The sequence below is a fragment of the Paenalicyclobacillus macrosporangiidus genome (assembly GCF_900116805.1).
In the GTDB taxonomy this organism is placed as follows: domain Bacteria; phylum Bacillota; class Bacilli; order Alicyclobacillales; family Alicyclobacillaceae; genus Alicyclobacillus_H; species Alicyclobacillus_H macrosporangiidus.
This window is the reverse complement of the sequence record NZ_FPBV01000006.1, coordinates 43,258-68,952: the sequence shown is the minus strand read 5'-3', so window position 1 is coordinate 68,952 and position 25,695 is coordinate 43,258. Positions and strand designations below refer to the sequence as shown.

The window sequence follows — 25,695 nt, the reverse complement described above, 5'->3', positions numbered from 1 at the left end:
ATGAAGGGCATGCGAGAGGAAGTGGTGGTGCTGATCGGCGGATCGGGGGGCATCGGCAAGGCGAGCGCTCTTCGGTTCGCGGCGCGCGGCGCCCGCGTCGTCCTCGTCGCCCGCGGACGGGACGCGTTGGAAGCGGCCGCCGAAGACATCCGCCGGCAGGGCGGCGAAGCCGAAGCCATCCCGGCCGACGTGTCCGATCCCGTGGCGGTTCACCGGCTCGCCGAGGAGGTGGCGGCCCGGTACGGCCGCGTCGACGTGCTGGTGTACGGCGCGGCGGTCTTTTACCTCGCGCCGGTGGAAGCGCTCGATCTCGCGCGGGCGCGCCAAGCGATGGACATCAACTACTGGGGAGCCGTGCATGCGGTGCAGGCGTTTCTGCCGCTCCTCCGGCAGGGCCGCCGCAAGTGCATCGCGTTCATCTCATCCCTGTCCGTCCCCTGCACGCCGGCGTTCTTCGCCGCCTACGCGGCGCCGAAGCACGCGCTGCACGGCCTGGCCTTGTCCCTGCGGCAGGAACTGCATCCCGAGGGCATCGTCGTTTCGCTCATCGCGCCGGGTCCCGTGGACACCGCGTTGATTGAAGGGCACCTGCATCAGGACATGTACCGCCTGCCGCTCGGTGTCCCCGTCCTGACGGCGGACGAAGCGGCCGAAGGGGTGGTGCAGGCGGTCCTGCGGCGCAAGCAAGAGTGGGTGGTTCCGCGCCGTTTCGGCGCGGCGGCGAGGTTGTCGAGGGCGTTCCCGTCGCTGCTCGACGCCTATTACCGCTGGACGGTGCGCGGTTGGAACCAGACCGTCCGCCGCGTAACGGAACAGCACCGCGCCGCACGGGGTGCGGCGCGGCAGGAAGGCGCTCAGGAGGACGTCACGACATCGGCACCTGCGGGATGACCTTCCCCTCGATGCGCTCGAAGATGTCGTCCAAGTCGGGGCCCGTGATGGTCATGCCGTGGTTCTTCAAACCGACGATGGCGCGCGACGGATCCTTGGCCCGCCGGACCTGTTCCGCCACCGCGCGCGCCAGTTCCACGGTGCCGCACGGGTAATTGATCTCTGTGGACGGGATGCCCTCAATCCACGCGTGGATGTGGACGATGGCCCCCACCTGCGGGTGTTCGGTATAGATCATCCAGTGCTCAATCGCGTCCACCGACACCCGCCGCGGCGTCACGTGCGGCGGCACGCTGAGCTGCATGGCCTTCTGCTGCGGATCGAAATCCTTCACCAACAGGATGTCCTGGCCGATGGTCCGCAAGTTGGCCTTGTTCACCCCGCTGGCGCTCATCCAGAAGCGGCGCGTGTCCTTGCGCGCGCTCAGGTTCCCGTAGCTCAGGCCCCCGATGCCGTACAGCCGCTTGACGTGGCGCATGTCCTCCGGCGAGAGGATCTCCTGAATGGGGAACGGCGCAGGCCACAGGTTCATCTCCTCAATTTTGCGCGCGGCGCGGCTGACCTGTTCGGTGATCTCGTCGCCCTCCCACAGTTCCTCGGGCAGATCGGGGTGAAAGTCGTTGTTGATGATCAGGTTGGACGTCGCCAGCGGCTCCAGGCGTTTGAACACCTGCTCAAAGTACCCCTCGTCGTCCCCCGCCTGATACGGGATCTTGTAGCACCCCTGTTCCAGCGTCACAAAGTATGTATGGAATCCGTCCGGGCCGTCGACCGTGTACATCATCAGATTGGCGAGCGAGCGCACCATCAGCGGATAGGCGGCGTGCAAGACGCTGTCCGGGTGTTTGTCCACCGTGGCGATGGACACCACGTACGTCGCCTGCGCCATCCGGCGGTACGGACGCGGCCGTTCTGGATCGATGAAATTCAATACCAATCGGATGTCCGGCTGACCCGGTTCCACAAACTGATATCCCCGCCCTTGCAACAGCCGATGGAGCCCATCCAGCAACCACCGTTGGCGGTCACCTGCCACTTCTCCAGCTACCGTGTACAGCACGTGCATCCTCCTCCAATACATCCATCCAGATGCAGGTTCTACCTCCGATTATATATGAATCGATGCAAAAACGCCTATTCCAGATCCGCGCCGGGCTTTGGCGCCCCTTCCGCATCTTCCGGCGCGGCGGAGCGGACAAACGCCTCCAACACGTCCTCGCCGACCAACATCGCCAGCACCGGCCACACGGCGTTCGGCCAACGAATTCCCTCTCTATCCCGGGATCTTTCCACTGCCCTCACCTCCTCGCCACAGGTTCCCCGATTTCTTCCTCAGGGACACGCGCCGCCGGGGTTCTATGAATATAGTTTCTTACTTTTTGTTTGAATGTGCTATACTCCGGTCAGGTGCGGAAACCTGATCTGGATCGCAACCGTCCGCCGGCTTCCGCATCCCACTGGAGGTGAAGCTGATGTCTGAACAAGCCGTCGCACAGCGGCGGATCGAACGGATCTGGACGCCCGAGGCGCGCCGGCAGAGCCCCATCCACACGGCGGCGATGCTGCTCGAGCCCGGTCATTGGGACCGGTTCGATCCATTCCTGCTCCTGGCGGAAGACTGGTTCCAGTCGGGCACCTTCGACCTGCATCCGCACCGGGGCATCGAGACGGTGACCTACGTGATTGAGGGCCATCTGCGGCATTACGACAATAAGAACGGTTCCGGCGAACTCGGACCCGGCGACGTGCAGTGGATGACCGCCGGGCGCGGGGTGATCCACCAGGAGGACCCGGCGCCGGGCGAGACGGTGCACAGCCTGCAGTTGTGGGTGAATCTCCCGAGGTCTCACAAGATGACCGCCCCCAGGTACCAGAACCTGTTGGCGAAGGACATGCCCGTCCGCCGCGTGGAAGGGGGTTGGGGCCGGGTGTTCTCCGGCCGCTCCGGCGGGATTGAGGCGCCCACGAAAAACCACGTCCCGGTGACCATGGTGGACATCCACCTCGACGCCGGGGCCCGCTTCGTCCAGGACCTTCCTGGGGCGTACAACGGCTTTCTGTACATCCTCGAGGGCCGGGGACGCTTCGGCGCCGACGCGCAGACCGGCGAACGGGGCCAGGTCCTGTGGCTGGGGCCGGCCGACGCGCCGGAGAGCGAGATCGCCATCGAGGCGATGGAACCCCTGCACGTGCTGTTGTATGCGGGCCAGCCGCTGCGCGAGCCGGTGGCGGCGTACGGGCCGTTCGTCATGAACACGCGGGCGGAGATCCTTCAGGCCATCGACGATTACCAGAACGGGCGATTCGCGGACTGAGGGATTCGCCTTGGCCGGTCGTCCACACGGCGACAAGCCCGTTTCCCATCGAATGGATTGACCTGCGGAAAGGCAGGTCGAGCGATGCGGGGGAAGGGTGAGGCGGATGGACGGATGGCCGCATCTGTTGTCGTGCCTGGCGCTCGTCAGCGTGATCGGCATTGGATCGAACATCGACAACACGGGGGTGGGAGCGGCCTACGGCAGCGCCGGGATTCGGTTCCCCCACTGGGTCAATGGCATCGTCAATGGGATCGGGTTGGCATCTTCGGTCATGGGGGCATGGGCGGGAAGCGCCTTGTCGGCCTGGGTGCCGCTGGTGTGGGTTCAAATGGCCGCCTGCCTCGTCCTGTGCGGGCTCGGGTGGTATCTGTTGTGCTCCAGCGCCCGGTTGCCGGAGGCCAACATCCGGCGGCCGTTGGCTCCCCCGGGCTGGCGGGAAGGCATCGCATTGGGCATGGCCCTCTCCGCCACCAACGTGGCCAGCGGCGCCAGTGCGTCGCTGACCACGTCCCTGCCGACCTGGGCCATCTCCGTCAGCATCGGCGCCTGGGGATACCTGTGCCTGTGGTTGGGAAACCGCCTGGCACACACCCTGGTCTCCCGGGTGCTCGGGACGTACGGCGGCATCCTGGCGGGGGTCACCCTGATGGTCATCGGCATCCGGCAGTTGGTGTGACCGCTGCGGTGATGCAAAAGCCCCGCCCGTGTCGGCGGGGCTTTCGTGTCCTCTTGGCAAGACGGTCCTACGCACACGTCAAGGCCCGCTGAATATATTCACACCCAGTCTCCGAAGTAAGAAAACGCCCCTGGGCGAAGAAGGTTCTCCAACGTCTGCTGCAGTTCCCGAAGGGTGGGGACCCGGGAAGGCAATTTTTTCAGCCAACTTTGGTCGTCGTGGATCTCGGCGCCGATGTCTTCGATGATCATGGCTCGGACGAGCGCGGGCTTTCGCGCCGCAAGCTGATATGCATTCACCCCACCCAGCGAGTGCCCCAGTAGGACCACCGGTGATCCGCCCAATTCTGCTTCGATGAAAATTTGCAGGTCCTGCACGTAGTTGTCTCGACCATAGGCCTCTTCGGCGACATGGTCACTCCAACCGTGTCCCCGCTGATCCAGCGCCACGACCCGCCACTCCGGTAAACCCCTCGCCAAGTCGGCGAACGTGGTCGCCGTACCGAAATGCCCGTGAAGAGCCACCAGGGTTCGTGTGGATGGGCCGCCAAAATCCAAATAGGACAGCTTCACGCCGTTAGCTTCGAAAAAATGCCTCTCCAAACGTAACGGTCCTCCCTGAACACGGAAGAAATCCTGCCTGCAGTGAGGCGGAAGGCGGATGGCTTCCGCTCTGTCTCCAAACACAGCGTGTTCAGAGACATTCGATAACGAATCTGTGTTCCCTGCCACGAGAACGAAATCCCCGTTCACATTTTATGAAGCAGGTTCAGACGTTACCGCTGTTGGCTCACTCCCATCTAGATTCATCCTGGGATCTCCGTTTTTGCAGGATTGAACACGCTTCTTTGATGAACTGTCTTTCCGCTGGGGTCAGACGGTATATTTGCGGTTTCTTCTCTTCGGGCAACGCATTAAAGTTCTCCCAAGACTTGATCATTCCGTCGAGGATGTCTTTATCCCATCCTTGAGAAACTCGTCTGTTTAAGTCCGCCAAATACTCGGCAAGACGCTGTGCCTCCTGATTGGATGGGTCTGCGTTCTGCGCCACAAGTCTCCTAAGTTCATCTCGAAAATAACCGTATTGTTGATGTATTTCTTCCGTAAATTCTTGCTGTGCCAGCTTCCTCAATGCCCTTTTTGGAATAACTGAAGCGTTCGCACGGACACAGACGCTCTTTTGGCAAACTCGCGCATATGATAGAGCCTTCGACCCAACCCAAAACCTCCTTTCCAGACCCACGTAACCTGTGACGCAACGTCTGACTCAAGCACTTTTATGAAACAAGTCCCTTCCACGTCATTGGATGCAATGCCCGTCACCGTCATTCTATCGGTCCCGCAATAAAAAAGGTGAATCCAGGATGTTCCCCCAGATTCACCCGTTTTACAAGGAGGATCAATTTTACAGATAAACGTATTTTGCGAAGGGAAGAAGTCCTTTTGCGAACACAGGACTTCCTCCCCGACAGCCCCTTCACTCCACCGTGACGCTCTTCGCCAAGTTGCGCGGCTTGTCAACGTCGTTCCCGCGCGCCACGGCGGCGTAATACGCCAGAAGCTGCAGCGGGATCACGGTGATGACCGGCGCGAGCACCGGCAGCGTCCTCGGCACGTACAGCACCTCGTCGACCGAGTGGCGCATCTCCTCGTCGCCCGCGAACGTCACCCCGAGCACGAAGGCGTCGCGCGCCTTGACCTCCTTGATGTTGCTCAGCGTCTTCTCGTACAAGTCGGTCTGCGTCGCCAGGGCAATGACCGGGACCCCCTCGGTGATCAGCGCCAGGGTGCCGTGCTTCAGCTCGCCGGCCGCGTACGCCTCCGCGTGAATATACGAGATCTCCTTGAGCTTCAGCGCCCCCTCCAGGGCCATCGCGTAGTCAATCCCGCGCCCGATGAAGAACGTGTCGCGGGCGTCTGCCCACTCCCGGGCGAAGCGCTCCACCTGCGGTGCGGTGTCCAACACCTGCTCCGCAGCCATGGGCAGCTCGGCCAATGCCGCCAGGATCTGTTTCGCGGTGCCATCCTCCAGCGTTCCGCGCCGTTGCCCCAGATACACCGCCAGCAGGTACAGGACCACCAACTGGGTGGTGTACGCTTTTGTCGAAGCCACCGCAATCTCCGGGCCCGCCCAGGTGATGATGACATCATCCGCCTCGCGGGCCACGGAACTGCCGACGACGTTGGTGATGGCGAGCACGTGCCGCCCTCTGGCTTTGGCATCGCGCAGCGCCGCAAGGGTGTCCAGCGTCTCGCCCGACTGGCTGATGACGATGACGAGCGTCCCTGCGGTCTCAATGGGATCGCGATACCGGTATTCCGAAGCGATTTCCACATCCACCGGGATCCTCGTGAGTTTCTCCATCACCGCCTTGCCGACCAACCCGGCGTGCCACGACGTGCCGCAGGCGACGATGTGCACCCGATCCATAGACTGCACAAAATCATCGCTCCAGCTCAGCTCGGGCAGCGTGACGCGCGACAGATCGTCGGCGATGCGGCCCGTCAGCGTGTCCCGGATGGCCCGCGGCTGCTCGTAGATCTCCTTCAGCATGAAGTGCGGATAACCGCCCCGCTCCGCGGCCACGGCGTCCCAGGTCACATGCAGGACCTTCTTGCCGGCCACCGGCTCCCCGTCAAACGTGTGGATGGACACACCGTCCGCCCGGACGACCGCCAACTCCCCGTCCTCGAGGACGTACACGTCCCGGGTGTACGACAGGATGGCCGGGATGTCGGAGGCCACGAAGTTCTCCCCGTCGCCCAGACCGACGATGATGGGGCTCGATCGGCGCACCGCCACCAGCGTGTCCGGGTGGTCCTTGGCCAGCACCACCAGGGCGTACGCGCCGCGCAGGCGCTTCGCCACGTCCAGCATGGTCTGGAACAGGTCCCCTTTGTACAGCTCCTCAATCAGGTGCGCCACGACTTCCGTATCCGTCTCGGATTTAAACTGGTGCCCGCGCGCCAACAGTTCCTCGCGCAAGCTCAGGTAGTTCTCGATGATCCCGTTGTGCACGATGGCGAACCGGCCGCTGCAGTCCTGATGCGGATGCGCGTTTTCATCGGACGGCCGGCCGTGCGTCGCCCACCGCGTGTGTCCGATGCCGATGTGGCCGCCCGCCTCGCCATCCGCCAGCTTTTCCTCCAAGTTGGACAACCGCCCGACCGACTTCACCGTCCGCAAGACGCCGCTATCGAGCGTGGCGATGCCCGCCGAGTCATACCCGCGGTACTCCAGCTTGCGCAACCCGTCGACGATCACGCTGCGCACCGCGCGCGGCCCGACATATCCCACGATTCCGCACATCGATTTTGTCTTCCTCCTCATTCGCCTGCTCGCCCTTGTCCCGCCGGTCGCCCGGCGGCTTTCGAGCTTCGCTCGCGGTGCGGCGCACACCGGGAGGCACCCGCCGAATGGTTCGCTGACCTCCTCCGCGTCAACTGTTCCCAATCCGCGGCACCCTGAGGGGCGCGCGGACCGCACAGTCCAGGCGCTTGTGTCATGCCCCGGCGTCCCAGATTCACCGGCGCACGTTCCTGCCCAACCTCGCAGTTCCTGCCCAGTTTCCTGCCCTCCCGCGTCCTGCTCTGCCGGCATCCCCCCTTTCACGCGCAAAGCCATACGTCAAGCTATTCCCCCGCCGCCGCAGAGGAACCTGCAGCGGCCCATCTGTGATGGCCCGTCGGTTTCGAAAAAGGCACCAAAGGCGCCCCCGCGGCACGCCCGGCCTGCGTGAGCGCCTCTGCGCGCATTCTCTCAGGCGCCTCCCAATTCCTCGCGAACCACGCGCACAATCTGCGCGACGCACGCCTGGAGAAGGGCGGGATCCGGCCCTTCCGCCATCACGCGCACCAGGGGTTCCGTCCCCGACTCCCGAACGAGCACCCGGCCATCGTCCCCCAGTTCCCGCTCCGCGCGCCGAATCGCTTCCTGGATGCGGTCATTGCTCCGCCACGCGGCCTTATCACGGACGCGGACATTCTCCAACAGTTGCGGGTAGCGCGTCATGACCCTGCTGAGCTCCGCCAGCGGCTGCCTGCTGGCCATCATGACGTCGACCAGTTGGAGCGCCGTCAGCACGCCGTCGCCCGTCGTCGTGTGATCGAGGAAGATGACATGGCCGGACTGCTCCCCCCCGAGCACGTATCCGCCCTCGCGCATCGCCTCCATCACATAGCGGTCCCCGACGCGCGTGGTCTGCACCCGGATGCCCAGGTTCGCCATCGCCTTCACGAATCCGAGATTGCTCATCACGGTGGCGACGACCGTATCGCCTTTCAGCCGGCCCTGCGCCTTCAACGCCCGGCCGCAGACGGCCAGGATGAAGTCGCCGTCTATCACCTGTCCGGTGTGATCGACCGCAATCACGCGGTCGGCGTCCCCGTCAAACGCCAGGCCCACGTCCGCCCCGGCGTCGAGTACCGCCCGTTGAATCACCTGCGGATGGGTCGATCCGCACCCCACATTGATGTTCACCCCGTCGGGCTGGTCGTTGAGCACGGTGACCTCCGCCCCCAGTTGGCGGAATACCCGCGGCGCGATGCGGCTCGCGGCACCGTTGGCGCAGTCGAGCACCACCTTCAGCCCATCCAGCCGATGGCGGACCGTCCCCGCCAGGAAGCGGACGTACTCGTCTTCCGCCGGTTCGTCGTACACCCGCCCGACGCCGCCACCCACCGGACGCGGCAGGCGATCCTCCGTCTCTCCGAGCCACCGTTCTATCTCATCTTCCGCTTGATCTAACAGTTTGAATCCGTCCGAGCCAAAGAACTTGATGCCATTATCTTCCACCGGATTGTGGGAAGCGGAGATCATCACGCCCGCGTCGGCCTGCAGATGGCGCGTGAGATACGCGACGCCCGGCGTGCTGATGACGCCCAGGCGCAACACGTTCACGCCCATCGACAGGACCCCGCTGACCAGCGCGGCCTCCAGCATATCGCTCGAGATCCGCGTGTCCTTGCCGATGACGACGCGGCGCCCGGATCCTTCCCTCGCCAGCACATACGCCCCAATCCGTCCCAGCCGAAAGGCCAACTCGGGGGTCAGGTCCCGGTTGGCCACCCCGCGCACCCCGTCGGTACCAAACCATTTGCCCAACAGTCCTTCGCTCCCTTCAAACCCCCATCATTGTGCCACAGGCCAAGGTTTGACGGCAACCGGGGCATGCAGGGAGGAGGTCAGGGGCGGGCGGGCTGCAATTGCACCTGGACAGCGGCCGGCGCCCAATCCGACACCCGGACCCAGTCGGGCACCTCCGCCTTTGGCGTCAGGGTATAGGTCCCTGCCGCCAGCCCGGAGGCGTCCACGTACGCGTGCAGGTTCGAATCGGCCATCTTGGCCACCACCGCCGCGGGTCCCGTCACCGTCAGGTCCACCATCGCCGGCGTCGCCGCGGACGCTCGCAGTCCAGCCGGAACGTTGGCCACGGTCACCGGGAGTCCGTGGAAGGTTCGCTGTGCGCTTTGATCCACCTCCACCGTGACGGTGACCTCGGACGGGTCTGCCGAGGTGGCTCCCGCAGGCAATGGGATGTGCACCGTCCACGTCTTCGTGCGGGTGAGCCCGCTGACATCGACCGGGACCTGCACGGCGTCCATCCCGATGGCCGCGTCCTCCCCCAACCGCAGCCGTACGTCTGCTGGATTGAAGCGGACTCCCGCCACCGCGTATCCGTCCGCCGGGCTGCCTTGGATCTCCGGCACCAGGCGCGCCGTCACCGACTTGGGCCGGATCTGCACCGTCACCGTGCCCGTCGGCGGGTTGACCTCGACGCCGGCCACCGGCGCCCCGGACGCCGTGACGGGTTTCAGTTCCACCGTGCGGGTCACCGCCGCCTTGGCGCCGTCGATGGCCACCGCGGCCTCCAGGTGGTCCACCTGCGCGACGGCCGACTGCGCCCCGGACACCTGCGCCGCCTGCAGGTCGGCCGTCGCTTGGCCCGCCTCGTATCCCGCCGCCGGCTTCCCGGTGGTCGTCACCCGAACATCGGCCACCGATACGACCTTGTGGTCCAGGTTCACCGTCACCACGGGCGGATCGATGGAATATCGGACCGGCGGCATCCCGGTCGCCGTCAAGCGCAGCTCGTGCCGGCCGGCGGACAGGCCGCGCGCGTCCGCCACCACCGAGACCCCCAGCATCTGGGCTGTCAAGCTGGACACATTGACGGCGTCGGTGACGATTTCCACCATGACGGTCGGGTTGTCAATGCTCGTCACCGTCATGTCGGGAGACACCTGGACCCGGACGGGATAGGGAAAGGATTTGACCACCGGTCCCCCGGCCCCGCCCCCCGAATTCCCGGGCGCGTTGACAGACAACCACAGAACGCACGCCATCACCAAGGCGATCACGCGGAGAAAGGCATTGCTGTTCAAAAACCGGTCCACGTCACGACTCCGCCTTTCGGTGCAGGAAGTGCAAGCGGCTGGAGCGCTTGGGAAGGAGGAGACTGGCGAGCAGCTCGTGCAGGTCCGCCTCCTGCAGTCCGCGCGTCAGGACGCCGTCCACCGCCAACGACACCTTTCCGGTTTCTTCCGAGACGACCACGGCAATCGCGTCCGTCTGCTCCGTGACGCCAATGGCCGCGCGATGCCGGGTGCCCAGCTCGCGGTTGAGATCCCGGTTGTCCGTCAGCGGCAAAAAGCACCCCGCGGAGACGATGCGGTTGCCCCGGATCACCACCGCGCCGTCGTGCAGCGGCGTGTTGGGGATGAACGTGTTGATGAGCAGCTCGGAGGATACCAGGCCTTCAATCTGCGTCCCGGTCTCGGCGTATTCGGACAGGCCCGTCTTCCGTTCAATGACCAACAACGCGCCGATCTTCGTCTTGGAGAGGACCTGCGTCGCCTTGACCACCTCGGCGATGGTCTGTTGCTGCGCGTCCGCGCGATCGGCCGTGAACGAAATCGAAAAAAACCCGCCCCGGCCGAGCTGATCCAAGGCTCGGCGGAGTTCGGGCTGAAACACAATCGGAATCGCGATGACCCCGATGGTGATGATCTTGTTCAGAAGCCAGTTGAGCGCCTCCAGGTGAAGCGCCGAACTGAGCGCCGTGGCCACCAGGATCACCACGACGCCCTTGAGCAGCGGGACCGCGCGCGTCCCCCGGATCATCAGGAGCAGCCGGTACAGCACGAACGCGACAATCAGGATGTCGATGGCGTTCAGCACATTGAATTTGGACAGCACGTTCAACCACGCATTCATCGGCGCCACCCAGCTCGACGGACTGTGACCGTGTTCCTTCCCATTGTTTCTTACAATTGGACAGGCGTCAAGGTGGACGGGCAAGGTGGACGAGCGTCAAGGCGTACGTCCGCGCCTGTCCGTCAATGCAGCGGCAAGCCCCAGCCCATGATGGCCGGGGTCAGGGCGGTCTCAATCCAGGCCGCCACCGCCAACAGCGCGAGGACACCGGGAACGCGCACGCACGCGCGCACCAGCTCCTTGCGAAGCTTTGGCCGCGGCCCCCCGCGTGTTCCGGGCAACACGGTCCGAATCCGGTCCGCCACGCCAAACACCGCGACGTATCCCAAGTACAATCCCCAACTGGCGGCCCACATCAGGCCCGCCAACTCAAAGACCCCGTGCGGGAGCATGGAATACACCAACACACGCCACGCGGAGACACCCAGGTGCGATGCCCCCACCTGGACGACGTACCCAATCAGCAGGCCGTTGAACCACAGCACCAGCACGGGGATCACGCCCGCGAATACCCCGGTGGCCAACAACAGCAGCGCGACGAGCGCGTTATTGACAAACACGGTCCACATGCCAATGCCCGATCCGTCGCCGGTACGCGCGGACTCGGCCAACTGCTCGAGTTTCTCCAACGTGGGCGCGAGCGCGTGCCCAAATTGGTCTGGAGCGGTGTAACCGCTGATGAACCCGGCCGCGAGGACGGCGGCCGCCAAAGCCCATAACCACAAAAACAGACGGTGTTTCACCGGTTGCACGGACGTTCCATCTCCTCACCGTCTTGGCAGGGGTGCCAAGTTGTATAGGGCATGTACCGGCCGCATACACTGTGCTCAGACGTCCGGGCTGGAGCCCGAAAAGGAGGGAAGCACATGCGGCAAGGAAGGCGCATGTTCGCGCTGACCGCGGTGATCGCCCTGTTCATGTGGGTGCTGTACGCCGTATCCGGGCAGACCCCGGCGTTCGCGGCGGAAAAGCCCCAAGCGGTCTACAAGGTGGACACCGACAAAAAAGTGGTCGCGTTGACGTTCGACATCTCTTGGGGCAACAAGGTCCCCGAACCGGTACTGGACGCGTTGGAGCGGGAGAAAATCACCAAGGCGACGTTTTTCCTCAGCGGGCCCTGGACCCTCCGCCATCCCGAGATCGCCAAGCGGATCCACCGGATGGGGTTCGAGATCGGAAATCACGGCCACCTGCACAAGGATTTCTCCAATTATCCGAACTCCTGGATCGTTCAACAGGTGGGTCTGTCGGAGAAAGCCATCCAACAGGTCACCGGCGTGAAGACGAAACTGATCCGCACGCCGAACGGAGACATCAATCCCCGCGTCATCCAGTGTCTGAATGACCTGGGGTACACGGTGATCCAGTGGAACACCGACTCCCTCGATTGGAAAAACCCCGGCGTCCAGGCCATTCGAGACCGGGTCCTGAAACGAGTCGTCCCGGGAGATATCATCCTCATGCACGCCAGTGACTCGTCCAAACAGATTGTCGAAGCGCTGCCCCAGATCATCGCCGGCCTGCGGGCTCAGGGATACCAGTTTGTGACGGTCTCCGAGCTGTTGGCATTGGCGGATGTCAAGTCGAGCGTCCAGTGACGGTGCGGTCAACAGGCCTCCCGACCGCCAGGCTTCGGGGGGCTTCCGCCCCGTCCATGTTCGGAATGGCGGACAGGCCTCGGCCGCCACGCTCGCCTCGGCCACCGTCTCAGGACATCCCATCGCGCCCTGTCTCCATCCGTTCCGCCATGACGGATGAACCCGAACCGTCGGGCCGGTTCAACAGTTTCCCAAAGACGAGGATCAGGTACAGGTTGCACGCCATGACGACCAAGAGCGTCTGGTTCACCAGCGAGCTGGATTGGGACCACCCGTACTGCAGCCAAATGAACGGCAGCGAGTCGAGGATGGTGAACACATAAAGGAAGAACAGGGCCGGCAGAAAACTTCCCCTGCCGGACAACCGCTGCTTGGCGAACGCGCCTGCCAAGGCCGGCACCAGCGGCCACAATCCCTGCCAGAACGAGGTCCAGAACAGCGCGGAGTCTTCCCCGGCGGAGGCCGCGTGCAGGTGATACCGCCAGTACAGCATGTCGTACAGGACGATCGCCAGCACCAACGCCTGCGCCCAACGCCAGACGCGGCGGGGCAGCGTCACGCGGGCGACGAAATTGAGGGTGAGGTAAGCCCAGAATCCCATCAGGCTGGTCGTCGCAAAAAAGGCGCCCGACACCATTCCGGCGAACCACGGGACGTGCAGCCACCAACCCGTGGCGGTGGTCAGGATGCCAGCCCCCGCGCCCAGCAGCACCGTGGTGGCGATCAGAAACATCAAGCGGTTCAGACGCATGTGCATGCCTCCCCGTCGCCTCCATCATACCCGATACCCCGCTTGGGTACAAACCGTATAACGGGCCGCCACCTCGCGCATACTTCCGGTATTCCCGTGACAGTGGGGTGAGACTTCATGACCGGATCACGCGTCCGGTGGGTCCCCTTGGCCATCGCGCTGCTGCTCGCCGCGGGTTGCGGCGGTGGCATGGGTGCGGACGTCAGCGCCGCAGGCCAACAGGACTACGGCACGACCAAACAGATGGTGGTCGACATCCTCCATTCGGCGGAGGGGAGAGGCGCCATCGCCGAAGCCCTTCGGGATCCGTCGACCAAACAGAAGCTCGCCCTGTCCGAAATGGATGTGGCGCAGGCCCTGGAAAAACAGCTGCAAAGCCAGAAGAACCAATCGTTCCTGGCGCAGCAGGTCAAGGACCCGCAGTTCGCGGCCACGCTGGCGAAGTCGATTCAACCCGAACTGATGCAAATGCAGAAGCAGTTGTTGAAGGACCCGCAGTACCAGAAGGACATGTTGGTTCTGCTCAAATCGCCCGAGTTCAGCCAGCACCTTCAGGGGTTGATGCAGACACCCGAATTTCGTGGCCAAATCATGAAGGTGATGACGGACGCCCTTCAGACGCCGTCTTTCCGGACGCAGTTTGAGGACGCCCTCAAACGTGCGGTCGCCGACTCCATCCAGCAGATGAGTGGCAAAAGCGGTCAGGGCCAGAATCAAGGCGGTACAGGCGGAAGCCAGGGCGGAGGCCAGGGAGGCAGATGAAAAACGTCCGCCTCCGTGAAGGCGGACGTGGTTGAATGTCGGATCGGGGGTTCAACGGGACGCCACGGCGGTCGCTAGCCCCGCGCGGTCAATGACCCGGCGAGCCAACTGGCGATACGCCTCTCCCTGTGGCGTGTCGTCCGCAAAGAGCGCCCGGCCGCCGTCGGACAAATCGGCGACGGGGATCTCGGCCAACAGCTCGGTCCGCAGCGCCTCGGCCACGTGCCGGCCGCCATCCCGGCCGAACAAATACGTCTTCTCTCCGCAGCACGGGCAGGCGAAGTAGGAGAGATTCTCGACCACGCCGATGATCTCATGGTTGGTCCGCAAGCCCATCACGCCGGCGCGCACCGCGACCTCCGCCGCGTTGGCCTGCGGTGTCGTCACAATCAGCTCCTTGCTCTTCGGAAGGAGTTGATGCACGTCGAGCGCGACGTCGCCAGTGCCGGGCGGGAGATCCAGCAACATCACGTCCAGGTCGCCCCAGTGGACCTCTCCGAAGAAGTTCCGGAGCATTTTGCCGAGCATTGGTCCGCGCCACACCACCGGTTGATTCTCCGGTACGAAGAAATGCATGGACATCAATTTGACGCCGTTGACTTCAATCGGCAGGATGAGGTCGTTGATGACCGTCGGTTTGCGCTCCGCAATCCCGAAGATGCTCGGGATGCTGAACCCGTAGATATCCGCGTCCACCAACCCGACCCGGAGGCCTTCCCGTGCCAGCGCACGAGCCAAATTGGCGGTCACGGTCGATTTCCCGACGCCCCCTTTGCCGGAGGCCACCGCCAGGAAGGTGACGCCGCTGTCGGGCTGAAGCAACGGCGGGAGGGTCTGGGGTTCCTTGCCTCCCCGCAGTTTCGCTGCGAACTGCGCACGTTGTTCGTCGCTCATGGTCCCGATGACCACATCGACCTCCCGCACGCCCTCCACGGCCAAGAGGCGCTCCCGCACCGAGTGCTCGATGGTCGTCCGCAGCGGACAGCCGGTGACCGTCAACAGCACTTCCACTTCGACGCGATCCCCGTCTACCTCAATCCGCTTCACCATATCCAAATCGACGATATTTCTATGCACTTCAGGGTCTTCGACGTCCCGGAGCGCGTCCAGAATCTGCTCCTTGGTGACCATGTGACCCTCGCCCCCTTTGCAGCCTGACATTCCCTCTCAGTGTACATCATGGAGTGAACCCTTGCCAAACCGAGACCATGGCTACCTAACAGGGGGCCGCTGCGCGGCCTCGGCGGTCTCGCGCAGGATGGCATACGCGACACGTCCGGAGTCCTCCCACGTGACCGTGAAGGGTTTCGCATCGGTTGCTGCGGGTCCGGCGACCCACACGGAATCTCCCGGCGCGAGATGGAAGGGCGGGTGTTGAAGTGGTTGCGCCGAGGAGGCACCGGCCGGAGGCTGGCGGCCGATGGCAAGCACCGGGAGTTTCTCCCTGCTCCAACTGTAGACATGCACATTGGACAGGGTGGACGAGGACGCGTTCGTCAGCCGATAGACAGGATGATTGTTCCAAACCCAATTCGTGCGCTGCAGCGTCAGTCGAGGCGGTGGCGTGTGCGCGTCCGCCGCGGGGCTGACCTCCTGCCCCGCGGGGGACTTGTTAAACAGGCCGTACAGTCCCCAAGCCACGATGGCGGTGCACAGCACGGCCCCGATGCCGACCAGAGCCCCTGCCGCCGGGGACGAACGCCGCCGCGGACGCGCGACAAAACGGCCGCGCCGTCGCCTCATGACGGTTGGTCCGCCGGCGTGCCGAAGTATTCCAGCAGGGCCGTGTAGATGGCCAGCGCCACCGCCTCTTGGTAGGCGCTCTGCACCAAGTGGGCGGCCTCTTCCGGATTCGACAGAAATCCAATCTCCGCGAGCACCGCAGGCCCTTCGATGCGTTTCAGGAGGTACAGTGTGCTCATGTCCTCCGCCTCCCGCCGGGTGGGCAGCAACTGTTGCCGAAAATGGTCCTGCATGATCTCGGCCAGCCGCTCCCCTTCCTCATTGCCCTCCATGTAGATGGTCTGTGCCCCGCGCCAGGCTGGAGACGGTGCGCTGTTGCAGTGGATGCTGACGAAGGCGTCCGGGTCGTGGGATTGGACAAAGCGGGTGCGGTTGCGGAGATCCGACTGGTGGCGCCTCCGCCGGGCCGTGTCTTCATCGGAAGCGAAATCGTCGTCGTTCGTCCGCGTCAAGTGCACGTCGGCCCCCGCTTCACGCAGGAATTCGGCCACCTTCAGCGCGACCGCCAGCGTCACAGTCTTCTCCAGTTGCCCGTTGACCCCCTCGGCTCCGCCGTCCGGTCCTCCGTGCCCGGCGTCGATCACGATGGTCCGCCCAACCAACCCCGGCTCCGCCGCATGCACCGTCCCCCCGCTTCCGCAGGGCAGCGCCCACATGGCGAACGCGCACATGGCGGCTGCCAAGCGGGACTTTGCACGAAGGCCCGTCCGTCTTTCCCCCAAGGGTCAACACCTCGCTCGCTCGTGTTGTCCCCATACAGTCTACGCAAGCCCCGGACGCCTCATGTGCGCAAAAAAGCGGCACGAGGTGCCATACCAGCACTCCGTGCCGCTCGTTTGTCTTGTGTTCCGTGCGATCCGCCTGCTCAGCGCTTCGAGAACTGGGGTGCACGGCGAGCCGCCTTGAGGCCGTACTTCTTGCGTTCCTTCATCCGGGCGTCGCGCGTCAGCAATCCGGCCTTCTTCAGGACCGGGCGCAGGTTCGGATCGACCTTGAGCAGCGCGCGCGCAATCCCGTGGCGGATGGCGCCGGCCTGCCCGGAAATGCCGCCCCCGTACACGTTGACGTACACGTCATACCGGCCGAGCGTATCCGTCAGGAGAAGCGGTTGCTTCACAATCAGCCGCAGCGTCTCCAACCCGAAGTAATCGTTGATGTCACGCCGGTTCACCACAATCTTGCCGTCACCAGGCAACAGGCGCACGCGAGCAACGGAATGCTTGCGGCGGCCCGTGCCAAGATACTGGAGCTGTGCCATGGCAGAGTCCCTCCTCCGTTAGTTGCTCGCAGATTCCCAAGGAATCGGCTGCTGGGCCTGATGCGGGTGATTCGGTCCGGCGTACACCTTCAATTTCGTCAACTGCTTGCGGCCCAACGAGTTGTGCGGCAGCATGCCGCGTACGGCGTTGAACAACACACGCTCCGGGTGCGTCTTCAAGAGGTCGACGGCCCGGATCTCCTTCAACCCGCCCGGGTACCCGGAGTGGCGGCGATAGATCTTCTTATGGAGCTTGTTGCCGCTGAACACCACCTTGTCGGCGTTCACGACGACCACAAAATCGCCGGTGTCCACGTGCGGAGTGAACTCCGGTTTATGCTTGCCGCGGAGAATGGACGCGATCTCGGACGCCAAACGCCCGACGCGTTTGCCGGACGCGTCAATCACGTACCACTTGCGTTCCACGGCGTTTGGCTTCGCCATATACGTCGTCCGCATGGGTGTCCCTCCTGAATATCGTCTATCCAGCCTGTCGTTGCATATTCGGTGTAACGGGGCAGTGGGTAAAAAACACTAAAATATATCTTATAACACACCCGGCTGCGTGGTCAAGGCGACGTTTCATACGCCACGTCCCACAGCGTCAGCCCCTTCGCGGGCGCCGTCCGGCCGGCGCATCTCCGATCGCGGGCCGCGAGGATCTCCGTCACGGGACGGTTCAGGCGCCCGAGCCCGATGTCGACGAGCGTTCCCACGATGATGCGGACCATGTACTGGAGAAAACCGTTTCCCGTACAGTAGATATCCAGATAGGTGCCGCGCTCTTCCAACCGCAGGTCGTAGATCACCCGCCGCTTGTCCTCCACCGGCGTGGCGGCGGCGCAGAAGCTGGTGAAATCGTGCTCCCCCACCAACTGCTGCGCCGCGTCGCGCATGCGCGCCAGGTCCAGGGCCGAAGGTTCGTGCCACGCGTAGCGATGCGTGAACACGTCCGGCACCCTCGCCCGCTGGATGGTGTAGCGGTACGTCTTGCGCTTGGCCGAGAAACGGGCGTGGAAGTCGTCCGGCGCCAGCTCCGCGTGAATCGGAATCAGGTCCCCGGGCAACATCCGGCCGAGCACGTAGGGGTACCGTTCGGGAGCGGGACCGTGATCCTGCTCCCAATGCACCACCTGAGCGCGCGCATGCACCCCGGCGTCGGTTCGTCCGGACCCCTCGACTTCCACCGGGTGTCCGAGCGCGCGGGCCAACGCGTCCTCCAAGGTCCCCTGGACCGTCCGCAGGCCCCGCTGCCGCGCGAAGCCGTGAAAATCCGTCCCGTCGTACGCAATTGTCATCCGGATCTTGGGCATCGCCGACCCCATCCCGGTGAGCGGAACGCCGCTCAGACCAGCTCGATGATCACCATCGGCGCAGCGTCTCCGCGGCGCGGACCGACCTTGATGATGCGCGTGTAGCCTCCGTTGCGGTCCTTGAACCGCGGGGCCAAATCGTCAAACAGCTTTTGAATGACGTTCTTGGTGCCCTCGTCGTCCACCATCTCTTTGCGGACAAAGGCCGCCACCTGGCGCCGTGCGTGCAGATCGCCGCGCTTCGCCAACGTGATCATCTTGTCCGCGATCTTGCGCAACTCCTTGGCTTTCGCCTCGGTGGTCTCAATGCGCTCGTACAGCAACAGATCCGTCACGAGGCTGCGGAACAACGCCTTCCGCGCCCCTGTCGGACGCCCCAACTTTCGGTACGGCACTGCATTCCCCTCCTCTGCAACACATCACCGGGCCGACCCAGGGAAGCGCACCGCCCCCCATCCGCCGGCCTGTCTATTCTTCCTGCCGGAGCGACAATCCCAACGCGGAGAGTTTCTCCACGACCTCTTCCAAGGACTTGCGGCCGAGGTTGCGGACCTTCATCATCTCTTCCTCCGTCCGCGAACACAGTTCGCCGACGGTGTTGATGCCCGCACGCTTCAGGCAGTTGTAGGACCGCACCGACAGATCGAGCTCCTCAATCGGCATGTCGAGCGTCTTGTCCGCGGCCGCGTCCTCTTTCTCCACCATGATGTCCGTCTCTTTGCCCTGATCCGTCAGGCCGACGAACAGTTGAAGGTGTTCGGCCAGGATCCGGGCTGCGATGCTCACGGCTTCCTCCGGCGCGATGCTCCCGTCGGTCCAAACCTCGAGGGTCAGTTTGTCGTAGTCGGTGACCTGGCCGACGCGGGTGTTCTCGACCTGGAAGTTCACGCGCGTGATTGGAGAGTAGATGGAGTCAATCGGAATGACGCCGATCTCCTGATCCGGGTCCTTGTTCCGATCCGCCGACACATAGCCACGGCCTCGGCCTGCCCTCAGCTCCGCGTACAGGCGCCCTCCTTCGGTCAGCGTGGCGATGTGCAGGTCCGGATTGACGATGTCGACGTCCGAATCTGCGCGGATGTCTCCCGCTTTGACCTCGCCCCGGCCCTCCGCGTCGATGACCAGCACCTTTTCTTCATCGGAATGAATCTTGAGCGAGAGCCGCTTGAGATTGAGGATGATTTCCGTGGTGTCCTCGACCACCCCGGGGATGGTCGAGAACTCGTGCAGCACGCCCTCGATTTTGACCGACCGCACCGCCGCACCCGGGATGGACGACAGCAGGATGCGCCTGAGCGAATTCCCGAGCGTCGTGCCATACCCGCGCTCCAGCGGTTCGACGACGAACCGCCCGAACGTCGGGCCGGCGTCCACGACCTCAATCCTCGGCTTCTCAATTTCGATCATCCGTAACCCTCCTCGCTACGCGGACCTGTACGGCGGTCCGGACGCCGCTCTGCGGAGGAAGCCTCCGGCCGCGGCCGAGCGGTGATGCGGCGCACACCGGGCGCCGATGGACACCAGGTCCATGCTGTGCGGCTCAACCGGCCTCAGGCTCCCCGCCTCGCGCCGGCGTTAACGCGAGTAGTGTTCAACAATCAACTGCTCCGCGACCGGCGTGTCAATCTCGTCACGCGCCGGCAAGCGGACCACGCGCCCCTGCTTGTTCGCCAGATCCAACTCCAGCCAGGCCGGAATGGTCCGCGACTCCGCACTCTCGAGCAGAACCTTGATGCGCTCCAACTGCTGGCTCTTTTCGCGGATCTGGATGACGTCGCCCGGCTTGGTCAGATAGGACGGGATGTCGACACGCCGCCCGTTGACCAGGAAGTGGCCATGGCGGACCAACTGGCGCGCCTCGGCCCGTGACGCGGCGAAGCCCAGACGGTACACCACGTTGTCCAAGCGGCTCTCCAGGATCTGCAGCAGATTTTCACCCGTCACGCCCTGGCGCCGGGCCGCTTCGTCGTAATACGCTTCAAACTGCTTCTCCAATACGCCGTAGTAGCGGCGGGCCTTCTGCTTCTCGCGCAGCTGCAAACCGTACTCGGACGTCCGTTTGCGGCCCTGGCCGTGCTGCCCGGGCGGGAAAGGCCGCCGATCAATGGCGCACTTATCGCTGAAGCAGCGCTCACCTTTGAGGTACAGTTTGACGCCTTCGCGCCGGCAAAGGCGGCAAACCGGTCCGGTATATCTTGCCATTCTAGTGTTGACACCTCCAGTTTCATCTATACCCCCGTTCCGCGTAAAACGCGGAAATCAGGGCATACTGATCCGTTCCACTCGTGCTCTGCGCAGGCATCCCCGTCAGACGCGGCGGCGCTTCGGCGGCCGGCAGCCGTTGTGCGGAATCGGCGTCACGTCGCGGATGCCACTGACCTCGAGCCCCGCCGCCTGCAGCGAACGAATGGCGGCTTCCCGGCCCGCGCCCGGCCCCTTGACCTGGACCTCGACCGTCTTCATGCCGTGTTCCATCGCCGTCCGTGCCGCCGCTTCGGCCGCCATCTGGGCCGCGAACGGCGTGCTCTTGCGGGATCCCTTGAAGCCGACGTTCCCTGCGGACGACCAGGCAATCACGTTGCCCGCCGGGTCCGTGATGCTGACGATGGTGTTGTTGAATGTAGACTTGATGTGGGCGATACCCGCCTCGACGTTTTTGCGATCCCGCCGGCGCGTCCGCGTGACCGTGCCGGCCTGGCCCTTGCGTTGTGCCTTCGCCATTCATCCATCCTCCTCGTTCAAACCTGAACCGTATCCCGATGCCGCTCGCGCAGCTTTACTTCTTCTTGCCAGCCACCGTACGGCGCGGGCCCTTGCGCGTGCGCGCGTTGGTCTTTGTGCGCTGGCCGCGCACCGGCAGGCCGCGGCGGTGGCGAATGCCCCGGTAGCAGCCGATCTCCATCAGCCGCTTGATGTTCAATGCAATCTCACGGCGGAGATCGCCTTCCACCTTGACGTTCTTGTCAATGTAATCGCGCAGACGCACGACCTCGTCCTCCGACAGGTCGCGCACCCGGGTGTCCGGGTTGATCCCGGTCGCCGCCAGGATCTTGTTCGCGGTGGTCCGGCCGATGCCAAAGATGTAGGTCAGGCCGATCTCCACCCGTTTATCACGCGGCAGGTCAACGCCAGCGATACGAGCCATGTCTTCACTCCACCTCCGAGAGGTTCATCACATCTATCGAAAACACGGTTCAGACCCAAAGGCAGCCGCTGCTGAACCGTGATCGCACACGTGTGCCGGCAGGCAGCACGCAGGGCTGGCGGAGACGGGCGCCTCCACCTCACCCCTGGCGCTGCTTGTGCTTCGGGTTTTCACAGATGATCATCACGGTCCCCTTCCGGCGGATGACCTTGCACTTCTCGCACATCGGCTTCACCGAAGGCCGCACTTTCACGGCAAACCCTCCTCGCATGCGGAGGCCGGCACGGTATGCCGATACCTCCTCATTCCGCTATCATAACGGATTGTCCCGGTGCAAGCCAGTTTCACTTACTTGTACCGGTACGTAATTCTACCACGGGTCAGGTCGTACGGTGACAATTCCACCGTCACCCGGTCGCCCGGCAGAATTTTGATGTAGTGCATCCGGATCTTGCCCGACACGTGCGCCAACACCTTATGCCCGTTGTCGAGTTCGACCCGAAACATGGCATTCGGCAACGGTTCGATGACCGTGCCTTCCACTTCAATCACGTCGTCCTTCGCCACCTGGCTGGCCCCCTTCCTTCACCGCTTCACCGGCTTCGGCGATCTGCTCCTGGTAACGGCGCAAAGCATGCCGCAGACGTGCATTGGTGACTTTACCCTGTTCCCGCAATTCTTCCACCACTTCGAGTGCGATGTACGGCGTGGTGCGCACGTGTGCCACATTCTTCTTTTTCGCCTTGTCGACCTTGCGTTTATCCCCATCAGCCACAATCACGAACCGATCCGGGACGTGACCGATGACGACGCACAGCAGACCGGCGTCACGGCCTCGTGTGACCTCCACGACACGCCCTATCTCAGGTAAAGACCTCGACATGCCCCCACCTCAATTTCAGCCGCGCAGTTCGAGCAGGATCCGCTTGATGTCGGCGTACACCTGGTCAATGGACTGCAGTCCATCCACCTGCCGCAGCAAGCCTCGCTCGCGATAGAAATCGACCAGAGGAGCCGTCTGCTCATACTGCTCCAGGCGCGTCGCCACGGCCTCTTCGGTGTCGTCCGGACGCTGGTACAGTTCTCCGCGGCACTTGTCACAGATCCCCTCCTGCCGAGGAGGCTGGAACACGACGTGATACGTGGCCCCGCACGACCGGCAGACCCGTCGACCGGTCAGGCGGGCGAGCAACACTTCCTGCGGCACGTGGATGTACAGCACACAGTGGAGCGGCCGGCCGACCTCCGACAGCATCGCGTCGAGCGCCTCCGCCTGGGGCAGGGTGCGCGGAAACCCGTCGAGCAAAAACCCGTTTTGGGTGTCCGGCTGGCTCAGGCGGTCGCGTACGACCCGCACGGTCAATGCGTCCGGAACCAGGCGTCCGCTGTCCAGGTACGACTTGACCTCCATTCCCAACGGCGTGCCTGCCGCGATGGCCTCGCGGAACATGTTTCCCGTTGAGATGTGCGGGATCTGGTAGTCCGCCGTGATCCGTTCCGCCTGCGTGCCTTTCCCTGCGCCCGGGAGACCCAAAAGCATCAACCGCATTACGCATCCCTCCACGTGCGGCGGTTACCTGATGAACCCTCTGTAGTGCCGCTGCAGCAACTGCCCTTCCATCTGCTGCAGGGTCTGCAGCGCGACCCCGACGATGATCAACAGCGACGTCCCGCCGAAGTACACCGAAGTCAGGTCAGCGCCGGACAACAGCAGGTACGGCAGCACCGAGATGATGCCGAGGAATACCGAGCCAAACACCGTGATGCGGTTGACCACGCGGATGATGTACCGCTCGGTATCCAGCCCGGGGCGTACACCCGGAATGTATCCTGCGTGCTTCTGCAGCTGCTCGGCCAACTGCTGCGGATTGATCTGCACGTGCGTGTAGAAGAACGTGAACAGGATGATCAGCACCACTTCTGCCCCGATGTAGTACAGGGAGTTAGGTGACAAGAACCGCAACACGACCTGCGCCCAGGCGTGCGTCGTGAAATACGTCGCGACGGTGTAGGGAAGCAACAGCAGCGAGCTCGCGAAGATCACCGGGATCACGCCGGCGGCGTTGACCTTCAGCGGGATGTGCGTCTGCTGTCCGCTGTACACCGTGCGGCCCACGACGCGCTTCGCGTACTGAATCGGGATCCGCCGTTCCGCCTGCTGCACGAACACAATCACCGCAAACAGCAGGACGATGCCCGCAATCAGCAGGACCACCTTGATGACGTTGAGGAACAGCTCATCCGGATGCGTGTAGAACCAATTCCGGTACACTTCCTGCCCGAGCTGCCCGATGCGCGCGATAATGCTGATGAAGATGAGCACGGAGATGCCGTTGCCGACCCCTTTCTCCGTGATCATCTCACCGAACCACATCAACAGCGTATCGCCGGCGGTCAAGGAGATCACGATTAACGCATACGACCACCAGTCGTTACTGTACAACACACCCGTACGGGAAAACTGATACGTGAACCCCGCCGCCTGAATCAGCCCGAAGGCCACCGTCAGATAGCGGGTCACCTGGGTCAGCTTGCGCCGGCCCGATTCGCCTTCCTTCTGCCATTCCTCAAACCGGGGAATCACCCCGGCTTGCAAGAGTTGTACGATGATGGATGCCGTGATGTACGGCATCACACTCATCGCAAAGATGGAAAAGCGGTAAAACGCGCCGCCGGAAAACATGTTCAACAGGTCGAACAGCGCGTTGCTGCCCTGGCCGGCCATCAGCGCCTGCACGTTGATCCCGGGCACCGGGATATACGTCCCGATGCGGTAGACGGCAATCACCATCAAGGTGAACAGGATCCGTTTGCGCAAGTGCTTCAGGCGCCATAGATTGGCAATGGTCGTGAGCACTTAGATCACCTCGGCGGTGCCGCCGGCCGCCTCGATCTTCTCCTTCGCCGAACCGGAGTACGCGTGCGCACGCACCGTCAACTTGACGTTGAGGTCGCCATTGCCGAGCACCTTCACGCCGTCCAGCAACTCCCGGACCAGCCGGCGCTCGAGCAGCAGTTCCGGCGTGACCACCGTGCCCTCCGGAAAGTCGTTGAGCTGTTCGACGTTGACAATCGCATACTCCTTGGTGAACCGGGCATTGCTGAATCCGCGCTTCGGAATGCGGCGGAACAACGGCGTCTGACCGCCTTCGAATCCGGGCCGCACACCGCCGCCCGAGCGCGCCCACTGGCCCTTCTGGCCGCGGGTGGACGTCTTTCCGTGACCTGAGCTCGTGCCACGGCCGACGCGTTTGCGTCCGCGGCGAGCGCCTTCCGGAGACTTCAGCTCGTGAATCTGCACACTCGACACCCCCTCTGAATTACTCCCCGTCGACGACCTTGACGTCGACCAAGTGCTTGATCCGGTTGACCATCCCGCGGATCACCGGGGTATCTTCATGCACCACCGTCTGATGCATCTTGCGCAAGCCGAGCGCCACCGCGGTCCTGCGCTGCTTCTCCGGGCGTCCGACGGGACTGTGCACCAGCGTGATCGCCAACTTCTGCGCCATCGTCAGCCCTCCTAACCGAGCAGTTCCTCAACGGTCTTGCCGCGCAAACGCGCCACTTCCTCCGCGCGCTTGAGCTGCTTCAGCGCGTCGATGGTCGCGTGCACCATGTTGATGGGATTGTTGGAACCGAGCGACTTGGTCGCGATGTCCTTGATGCCCGCCAGTTCGAGCACCGCGCGGACCGGGCCGCCCGCAATGACGCCGGAACCTGCCGGCGCCGGCTTCAGAAGGACCTTGCCTGCGCCGAAGTGGCCGAGCACTTCATGCGGAATCGTGGTCCGTTTCATCGGTACGTGAATCAGATGCTTCTTCGCGTCCTCGATGCCCTTGCGAATCGCGTCCGGAACCTCCGCCGCCTTGCCGAGGCCCGCCCCGACGTAGCCGTTGCCGTCGCCGACGACCACCAGCGCGGAGAAGGAGAACCGCCGCCCTCCCTGCACGACCTTCGCAACGCGGTTCACGGAGACGACTTTCTCCGACAGCTCCAGTTGGTTCGGATCAATGCGCACAGAG

34 protein-coding genes are annotated in these 25,695 nt (G+C 63.7%); 5 read left to right on the top strand and 29 right to left on the bottom strand.

The window, feature by feature from the left end; genetic code table 11:
* Complete coding sequence (locus tag BM357_RS06875; protein WP_074950955.1) at positions 1-891, top strand: SDR family NAD(P)-dependent oxidoreductase; 891 nt, start codon at positions 1-3, stop codon at positions 889-891.
* On the opposite strand, the gene BM357_RS06870 is transcribed toward BM357_RS06875, so the two are convergent.
* Positions 866-1,957 (bottom strand): class II aldolase/adducin family protein, encoded by a 1,092-nt coding sequence (locus BM357_RS06870; RefSeq protein WP_074950953.1) that lies wholly within the window; start codon positions 1,955-1,957, stop codon positions 866-868. The two genes, BM357_RS06875 and BM357_RS06870, sit on opposite strands and share 26 nt — an antisense overlap.
* 68 nt (positions 1,958-2,025) lie before the next feature.
* Positions 2,026-2,184 carry a hypothetical protein gene (locus BM357_RS19765; RefSeq protein ID WP_175511471.1) on the bottom strand — a complete coding sequence of 53 codons (159 nt, stop codon included), beginning with the start codon at positions 2,182-2,184 and terminating at the stop codon, positions 2,026-2,028.
* A 179-nt stretch (positions 2,185-2,363) separates the two neighbouring features.
* Here BM357_RS19765 and BM357_RS06865 point away from each other — a divergent pair, with 179 nt between their 5' ends.
* Entirely contained in the window at positions 2,364-3,206 is an 843-nt protein-coding gene (locus BM357_RS06865; RefSeq protein WP_074950951.1) for a pirin family protein, read from the top strand.
* A 106-nt stretch (positions 3,207-3,312) separates the two neighbouring features.
* Positions 3,313-3,885 (top strand): manganese efflux pump MntP, encoded by a 573-nt coding sequence (locus BM357_RS06860; RefSeq protein WP_074950949.1) that lies wholly within the window; start codon positions 3,313-3,315, stop codon positions 3,883-3,885.
* A 98-nt stretch (positions 3,886-3,983) separates the two neighbouring features.
* Here the strand turns inward: BM357_RS06860 and BM357_RS06855 are convergent, their stop codons facing one another.
* The 7 genes from BM357_RS06855 to BM357_RS06825 all read right to left on the bottom strand — a co-directional run bounded on the left by BM357_RS06855 (position 3,984) and on the right by BM357_RS06825 (position 11,852).
* Positions 3,984-4,487 (bottom strand): alpha/beta fold hydrolase, encoded by a 504-nt coding sequence (locus BM357_RS06855; RefSeq protein ID WP_074950947.1) that lies wholly within the window; start codon positions 4,485-4,487, stop codon positions 3,984-3,986.
* 187 nt (positions 4,488-4,674) lie between these two features.
* A complete protein-coding gene (locus BM357_RS20085; RefSeq protein WP_217647675.1) occupies positions 4,675-5,016 on the bottom strand; it encodes a TipAS antibiotic-recognition domain-containing protein in 342 nt (113 codons plus the stop codon).
* A gap of 345 nt (positions 5,017-5,361) precedes the next feature.
* Positions 5,362-7,194 carry a glutamine--fructose-6-phosphate transaminase (isomerizing) gene (glmS, locus tag BM357_RS06845; protein ID WP_074950943.1) on the bottom strand — a complete coding sequence of 611 codons (1,833 nt, stop codon included), beginning with the start codon at positions 7,192-7,194 and terminating at the stop codon, positions 5,362-5,364.
* 450 nt (positions 7,195-7,644) lie between these two features.
* The gene (gene glmM, locus BM357_RS06840) at positions 7,645-8,988 is read right to left on the bottom strand and encodes a phosphoglucosamine mutase (RefSeq protein WP_074950941.1); all 1,344 of its coding nucleotides are present in this window, start codon (positions 8,986-8,988) and stop codon (positions 7,645-7,647) included.
* Positions 8,989-9,068: 80 nt separating this feature from the next.
* Positions 9,069-10,280, bottom strand: coding sequence for a CdaR family protein (locus tag BM357_RS06835; protein ID WP_074950939.1), 1,212 nt, complete (start codon positions 10,278-10,280; stop codon positions 9,069-9,071).
* 1 nt (position 10,281) lies between these two features.
* Positions 10,282-11,100, bottom strand: coding sequence for a diadenylate cyclase CdaA (gene cdaA, locus BM357_RS06830; RefSeq protein ID WP_074950937.1), 819 nt, complete (start codon positions 11,098-11,100; stop codon positions 10,282-10,284).
* A 122-nt stretch (positions 11,101-11,222) separates the two neighbouring features.
* Entirely contained in the window at positions 11,223-11,852 is a 630-nt protein-coding gene (locus BM357_RS06825) for a stage II sporulation protein M (protein WP_074950935.1), read from the bottom strand.
* A 165-nt stretch (positions 11,853-12,017) separates the two neighbouring features.
* On the opposite strand from BM357_RS06825, the gene pdaB reads away from it, so the two are divergent.
* Positions 12,018-12,698: a polysaccharide deacetylase family sporulation protein PdaB gene (pdaB, locus tag BM357_RS06820; protein WP_425426526.1), complete on the top strand. Its 681-nt coding sequence runs from the start codon at positions 12,018-12,020 to the stop codon at positions 12,696-12,698.
* A 109-nt stretch (positions 12,699-12,807) separates the two neighbouring features.
* On the opposite strand, the gene BM357_RS06815 is transcribed toward pdaB, so the two are convergent.
* Positions 12,808-13,449, bottom strand: coding sequence for a KinB-signaling pathway activation protein (locus BM357_RS06815; RefSeq protein WP_074950931.1), 642 nt, complete (start codon positions 13,447-13,449; stop codon positions 12,808-12,810).
* 117 nt (positions 13,450-13,566) lie between these two features.
* Between BM357_RS06815 and gerD the strand changes: the two genes are divergently transcribed.
* The gene (gene gerD, locus BM357_RS06810) at positions 13,567-14,211 is read left to right on the top strand and encodes a spore germination lipoprotein GerD (protein ID WP_074950929.1); all 645 of its coding nucleotides are present in this window, start codon (positions 13,567-13,569) and stop codon (positions 14,209-14,211) included.
* A 51-nt stretch (positions 14,212-14,262) separates the two neighbouring features.
* On the opposite strand, the gene BM357_RS06805 is transcribed toward gerD, so the two are convergent.
* From BM357_RS06805 to rpsE, 19 genes are all read right to left on the bottom strand, one after another.
* On the bottom strand, positions 14,263-15,342 hold the full coding sequence (locus BM357_RS06805; RefSeq protein WP_074950927.1) for an Mrp/NBP35 family ATP-binding protein: 1,080 nt from the start codon (positions 15,340-15,342) through the stop codon (positions 14,263-14,265).
* Positions 15,343-15,423: 81 nt separating this feature from the next.
* The gene (locus BM357_RS06800; RefSeq protein WP_074950925.1) at positions 15,424-15,954 is read right to left on the bottom strand and encodes a hypothetical protein; all 531 of its coding nucleotides are present in this window, start codon (positions 15,952-15,954) and stop codon (positions 15,424-15,426) included.
* A complete protein-coding gene (locus BM357_RS06795) occupies positions 15,951-16,676 on the bottom strand; it encodes an N-acetylmuramoyl-L-alanine amidase (RefSeq protein WP_139234601.1) in 726 nt (241 codons plus the stop codon). Before BM357_RS06795 ends, BM357_RS06800 begins: the two co-directional genes overlap by 4 nt.
* A gap of 143 nt (positions 16,677-16,819) precedes the next feature.
* Positions 16,820-17,212 (bottom strand): 30S ribosomal protein S9, encoded by a 393-nt coding sequence (gene rpsI / locus BM357_RS06790; RefSeq protein ID WP_074950921.1) that lies wholly within the window; start codon positions 17,210-17,212, stop codon positions 16,820-16,822.
* Between the two features lie 18 nt (positions 17,213-17,230).
* The gene (rplM, locus tag BM357_RS06785; RefSeq protein ID WP_074950919.1) at positions 17,231-17,671 is read right to left on the bottom strand and encodes a 50S ribosomal protein L13; all 441 of its coding nucleotides are present in this window, start codon (positions 17,669-17,671) and stop codon (positions 17,231-17,233) included.
* Between the two features lie 110 nt (positions 17,672-17,781).
* Positions 17,782-18,525 carry a tRNA pseudouridine(38-40) synthase TruA gene (gene truA, locus BM357_RS06780; protein WP_074950917.1) on the bottom strand — a complete coding sequence of 248 codons (744 nt, stop codon included), beginning with the start codon at positions 18,523-18,525 and terminating at the stop codon, positions 17,782-17,784.
* Positions 18,526-18,557: 32 nt separating this feature from the next.
* Entirely contained in the window at positions 18,558-18,920 is a 363-nt protein-coding gene (gene rplQ / locus BM357_RS06775) for a 50S ribosomal protein L17 (protein WP_074950915.1), read from the bottom strand.
* Between the two features lie 73 nt (positions 18,921-18,993).
* Positions 18,994-19,932 (bottom strand): DNA-directed RNA polymerase subunit alpha, encoded by a 939-nt coding sequence (locus BM357_RS06770; protein ID WP_074950913.1) that lies wholly within the window; start codon positions 19,930-19,932, stop codon positions 18,994-18,996.
* A gap of 168 nt (positions 19,933-20,100) precedes the next feature.
* Complete coding sequence (rpsD, locus tag BM357_RS06765) at positions 20,101-20,727, bottom strand: 30S ribosomal protein S4 (RefSeq protein WP_074950911.1); 627 nt, start codon at positions 20,725-20,727, stop codon at positions 20,101-20,103.
* Positions 20,728-20,832: 105 nt separating this feature from the next.
* A complete protein-coding gene (gene rpsK, locus BM357_RS06760; protein WP_074950909.1) occupies positions 20,833-21,246 on the bottom strand; it encodes a 30S ribosomal protein S11 in 414 nt (137 codons plus the stop codon).
* A 55-nt stretch (positions 21,247-21,301) separates the two neighbouring features.
* On the bottom strand, positions 21,302-21,670 hold the full coding sequence (gene rpsM, locus BM357_RS06755; protein ID WP_029421855.1) for a 30S ribosomal protein S13: 369 nt from the start codon (positions 21,668-21,670) through the stop codon (positions 21,302-21,304).
* Positions 21,671-21,809: 139 nt separating this feature from the next.
* Positions 21,810-21,923, bottom strand: a complete 114-nt coding sequence (rpmJ, locus tag BM357_RS06750; protein WP_029421856.1) for a 50S ribosomal protein L36 — start codon at positions 21,921-21,923, stop codon at positions 21,810-21,812.
* Positions 21,924-22,018: 95 nt separating this feature from the next.
* Positions 22,019-22,237 (bottom strand): translation initiation factor IF-1, encoded by a 219-nt coding sequence (gene infA / locus BM357_RS06745; protein ID WP_029421857.1) that lies wholly within the window; start codon positions 22,235-22,237, stop codon positions 22,019-22,021.
* The gene (locus BM357_RS06740) at positions 22,215-22,520 is read right to left on the bottom strand and encodes a KOW domain-containing RNA-binding protein (RefSeq protein ID WP_231493458.1); all 306 of its coding nucleotides are present in this window, start codon (positions 22,518-22,520) and stop codon (positions 22,215-22,217) included. Before BM357_RS06740 ends, infA begins: the two co-directional genes overlap by 23 nt.
* Positions 22,521-22,568: 48 nt before the next feature.
* Complete coding sequence (locus BM357_RS06735) at positions 22,569-23,219, bottom strand: adenylate kinase (RefSeq protein ID WP_074950907.1); 651 nt, start codon at positions 23,217-23,219, stop codon at positions 22,569-22,571.
* 24 nt (positions 23,220-23,243) lie between these two features.
* Positions 23,244-24,527, bottom strand: coding sequence for a preprotein translocase subunit SecY (gene secY / locus BM357_RS06730; RefSeq protein WP_074950905.1), 1,284 nt, complete (start codon positions 24,525-24,527; stop codon positions 23,244-23,246).
* Positions 24,528-24,971: a 50S ribosomal protein L15 gene (rplO, locus tag BM357_RS06725; RefSeq protein WP_074950903.1), complete on the bottom strand. Its 444-nt coding sequence runs from the start codon at positions 24,969-24,971 to the stop codon at positions 24,528-24,530. It abuts the gene before it with no gap.
* A 19-nt stretch (positions 24,972-24,990) separates the two neighbouring features.
* Positions 24,991-25,182 (bottom strand): 50S ribosomal protein L30, encoded by a 192-nt coding sequence (rpmD, locus tag BM357_RS06720; protein WP_074950901.1) that lies wholly within the window; start codon positions 25,180-25,182, stop codon positions 24,991-24,993.
* 11 nt (positions 25,183-25,193) lie between these two features.
* The gene (gene rpsE, locus BM357_RS06715) at positions 25,194-25,691 is read right to left on the bottom strand and encodes a 30S ribosomal protein S5 (RefSeq protein ID WP_074950899.1); all 498 of its coding nucleotides are present in this window, start codon (positions 25,689-25,691) and stop codon (positions 25,194-25,196) included.
* Positions 25,692-25,695: the final 4 nt, after the last annotated feature.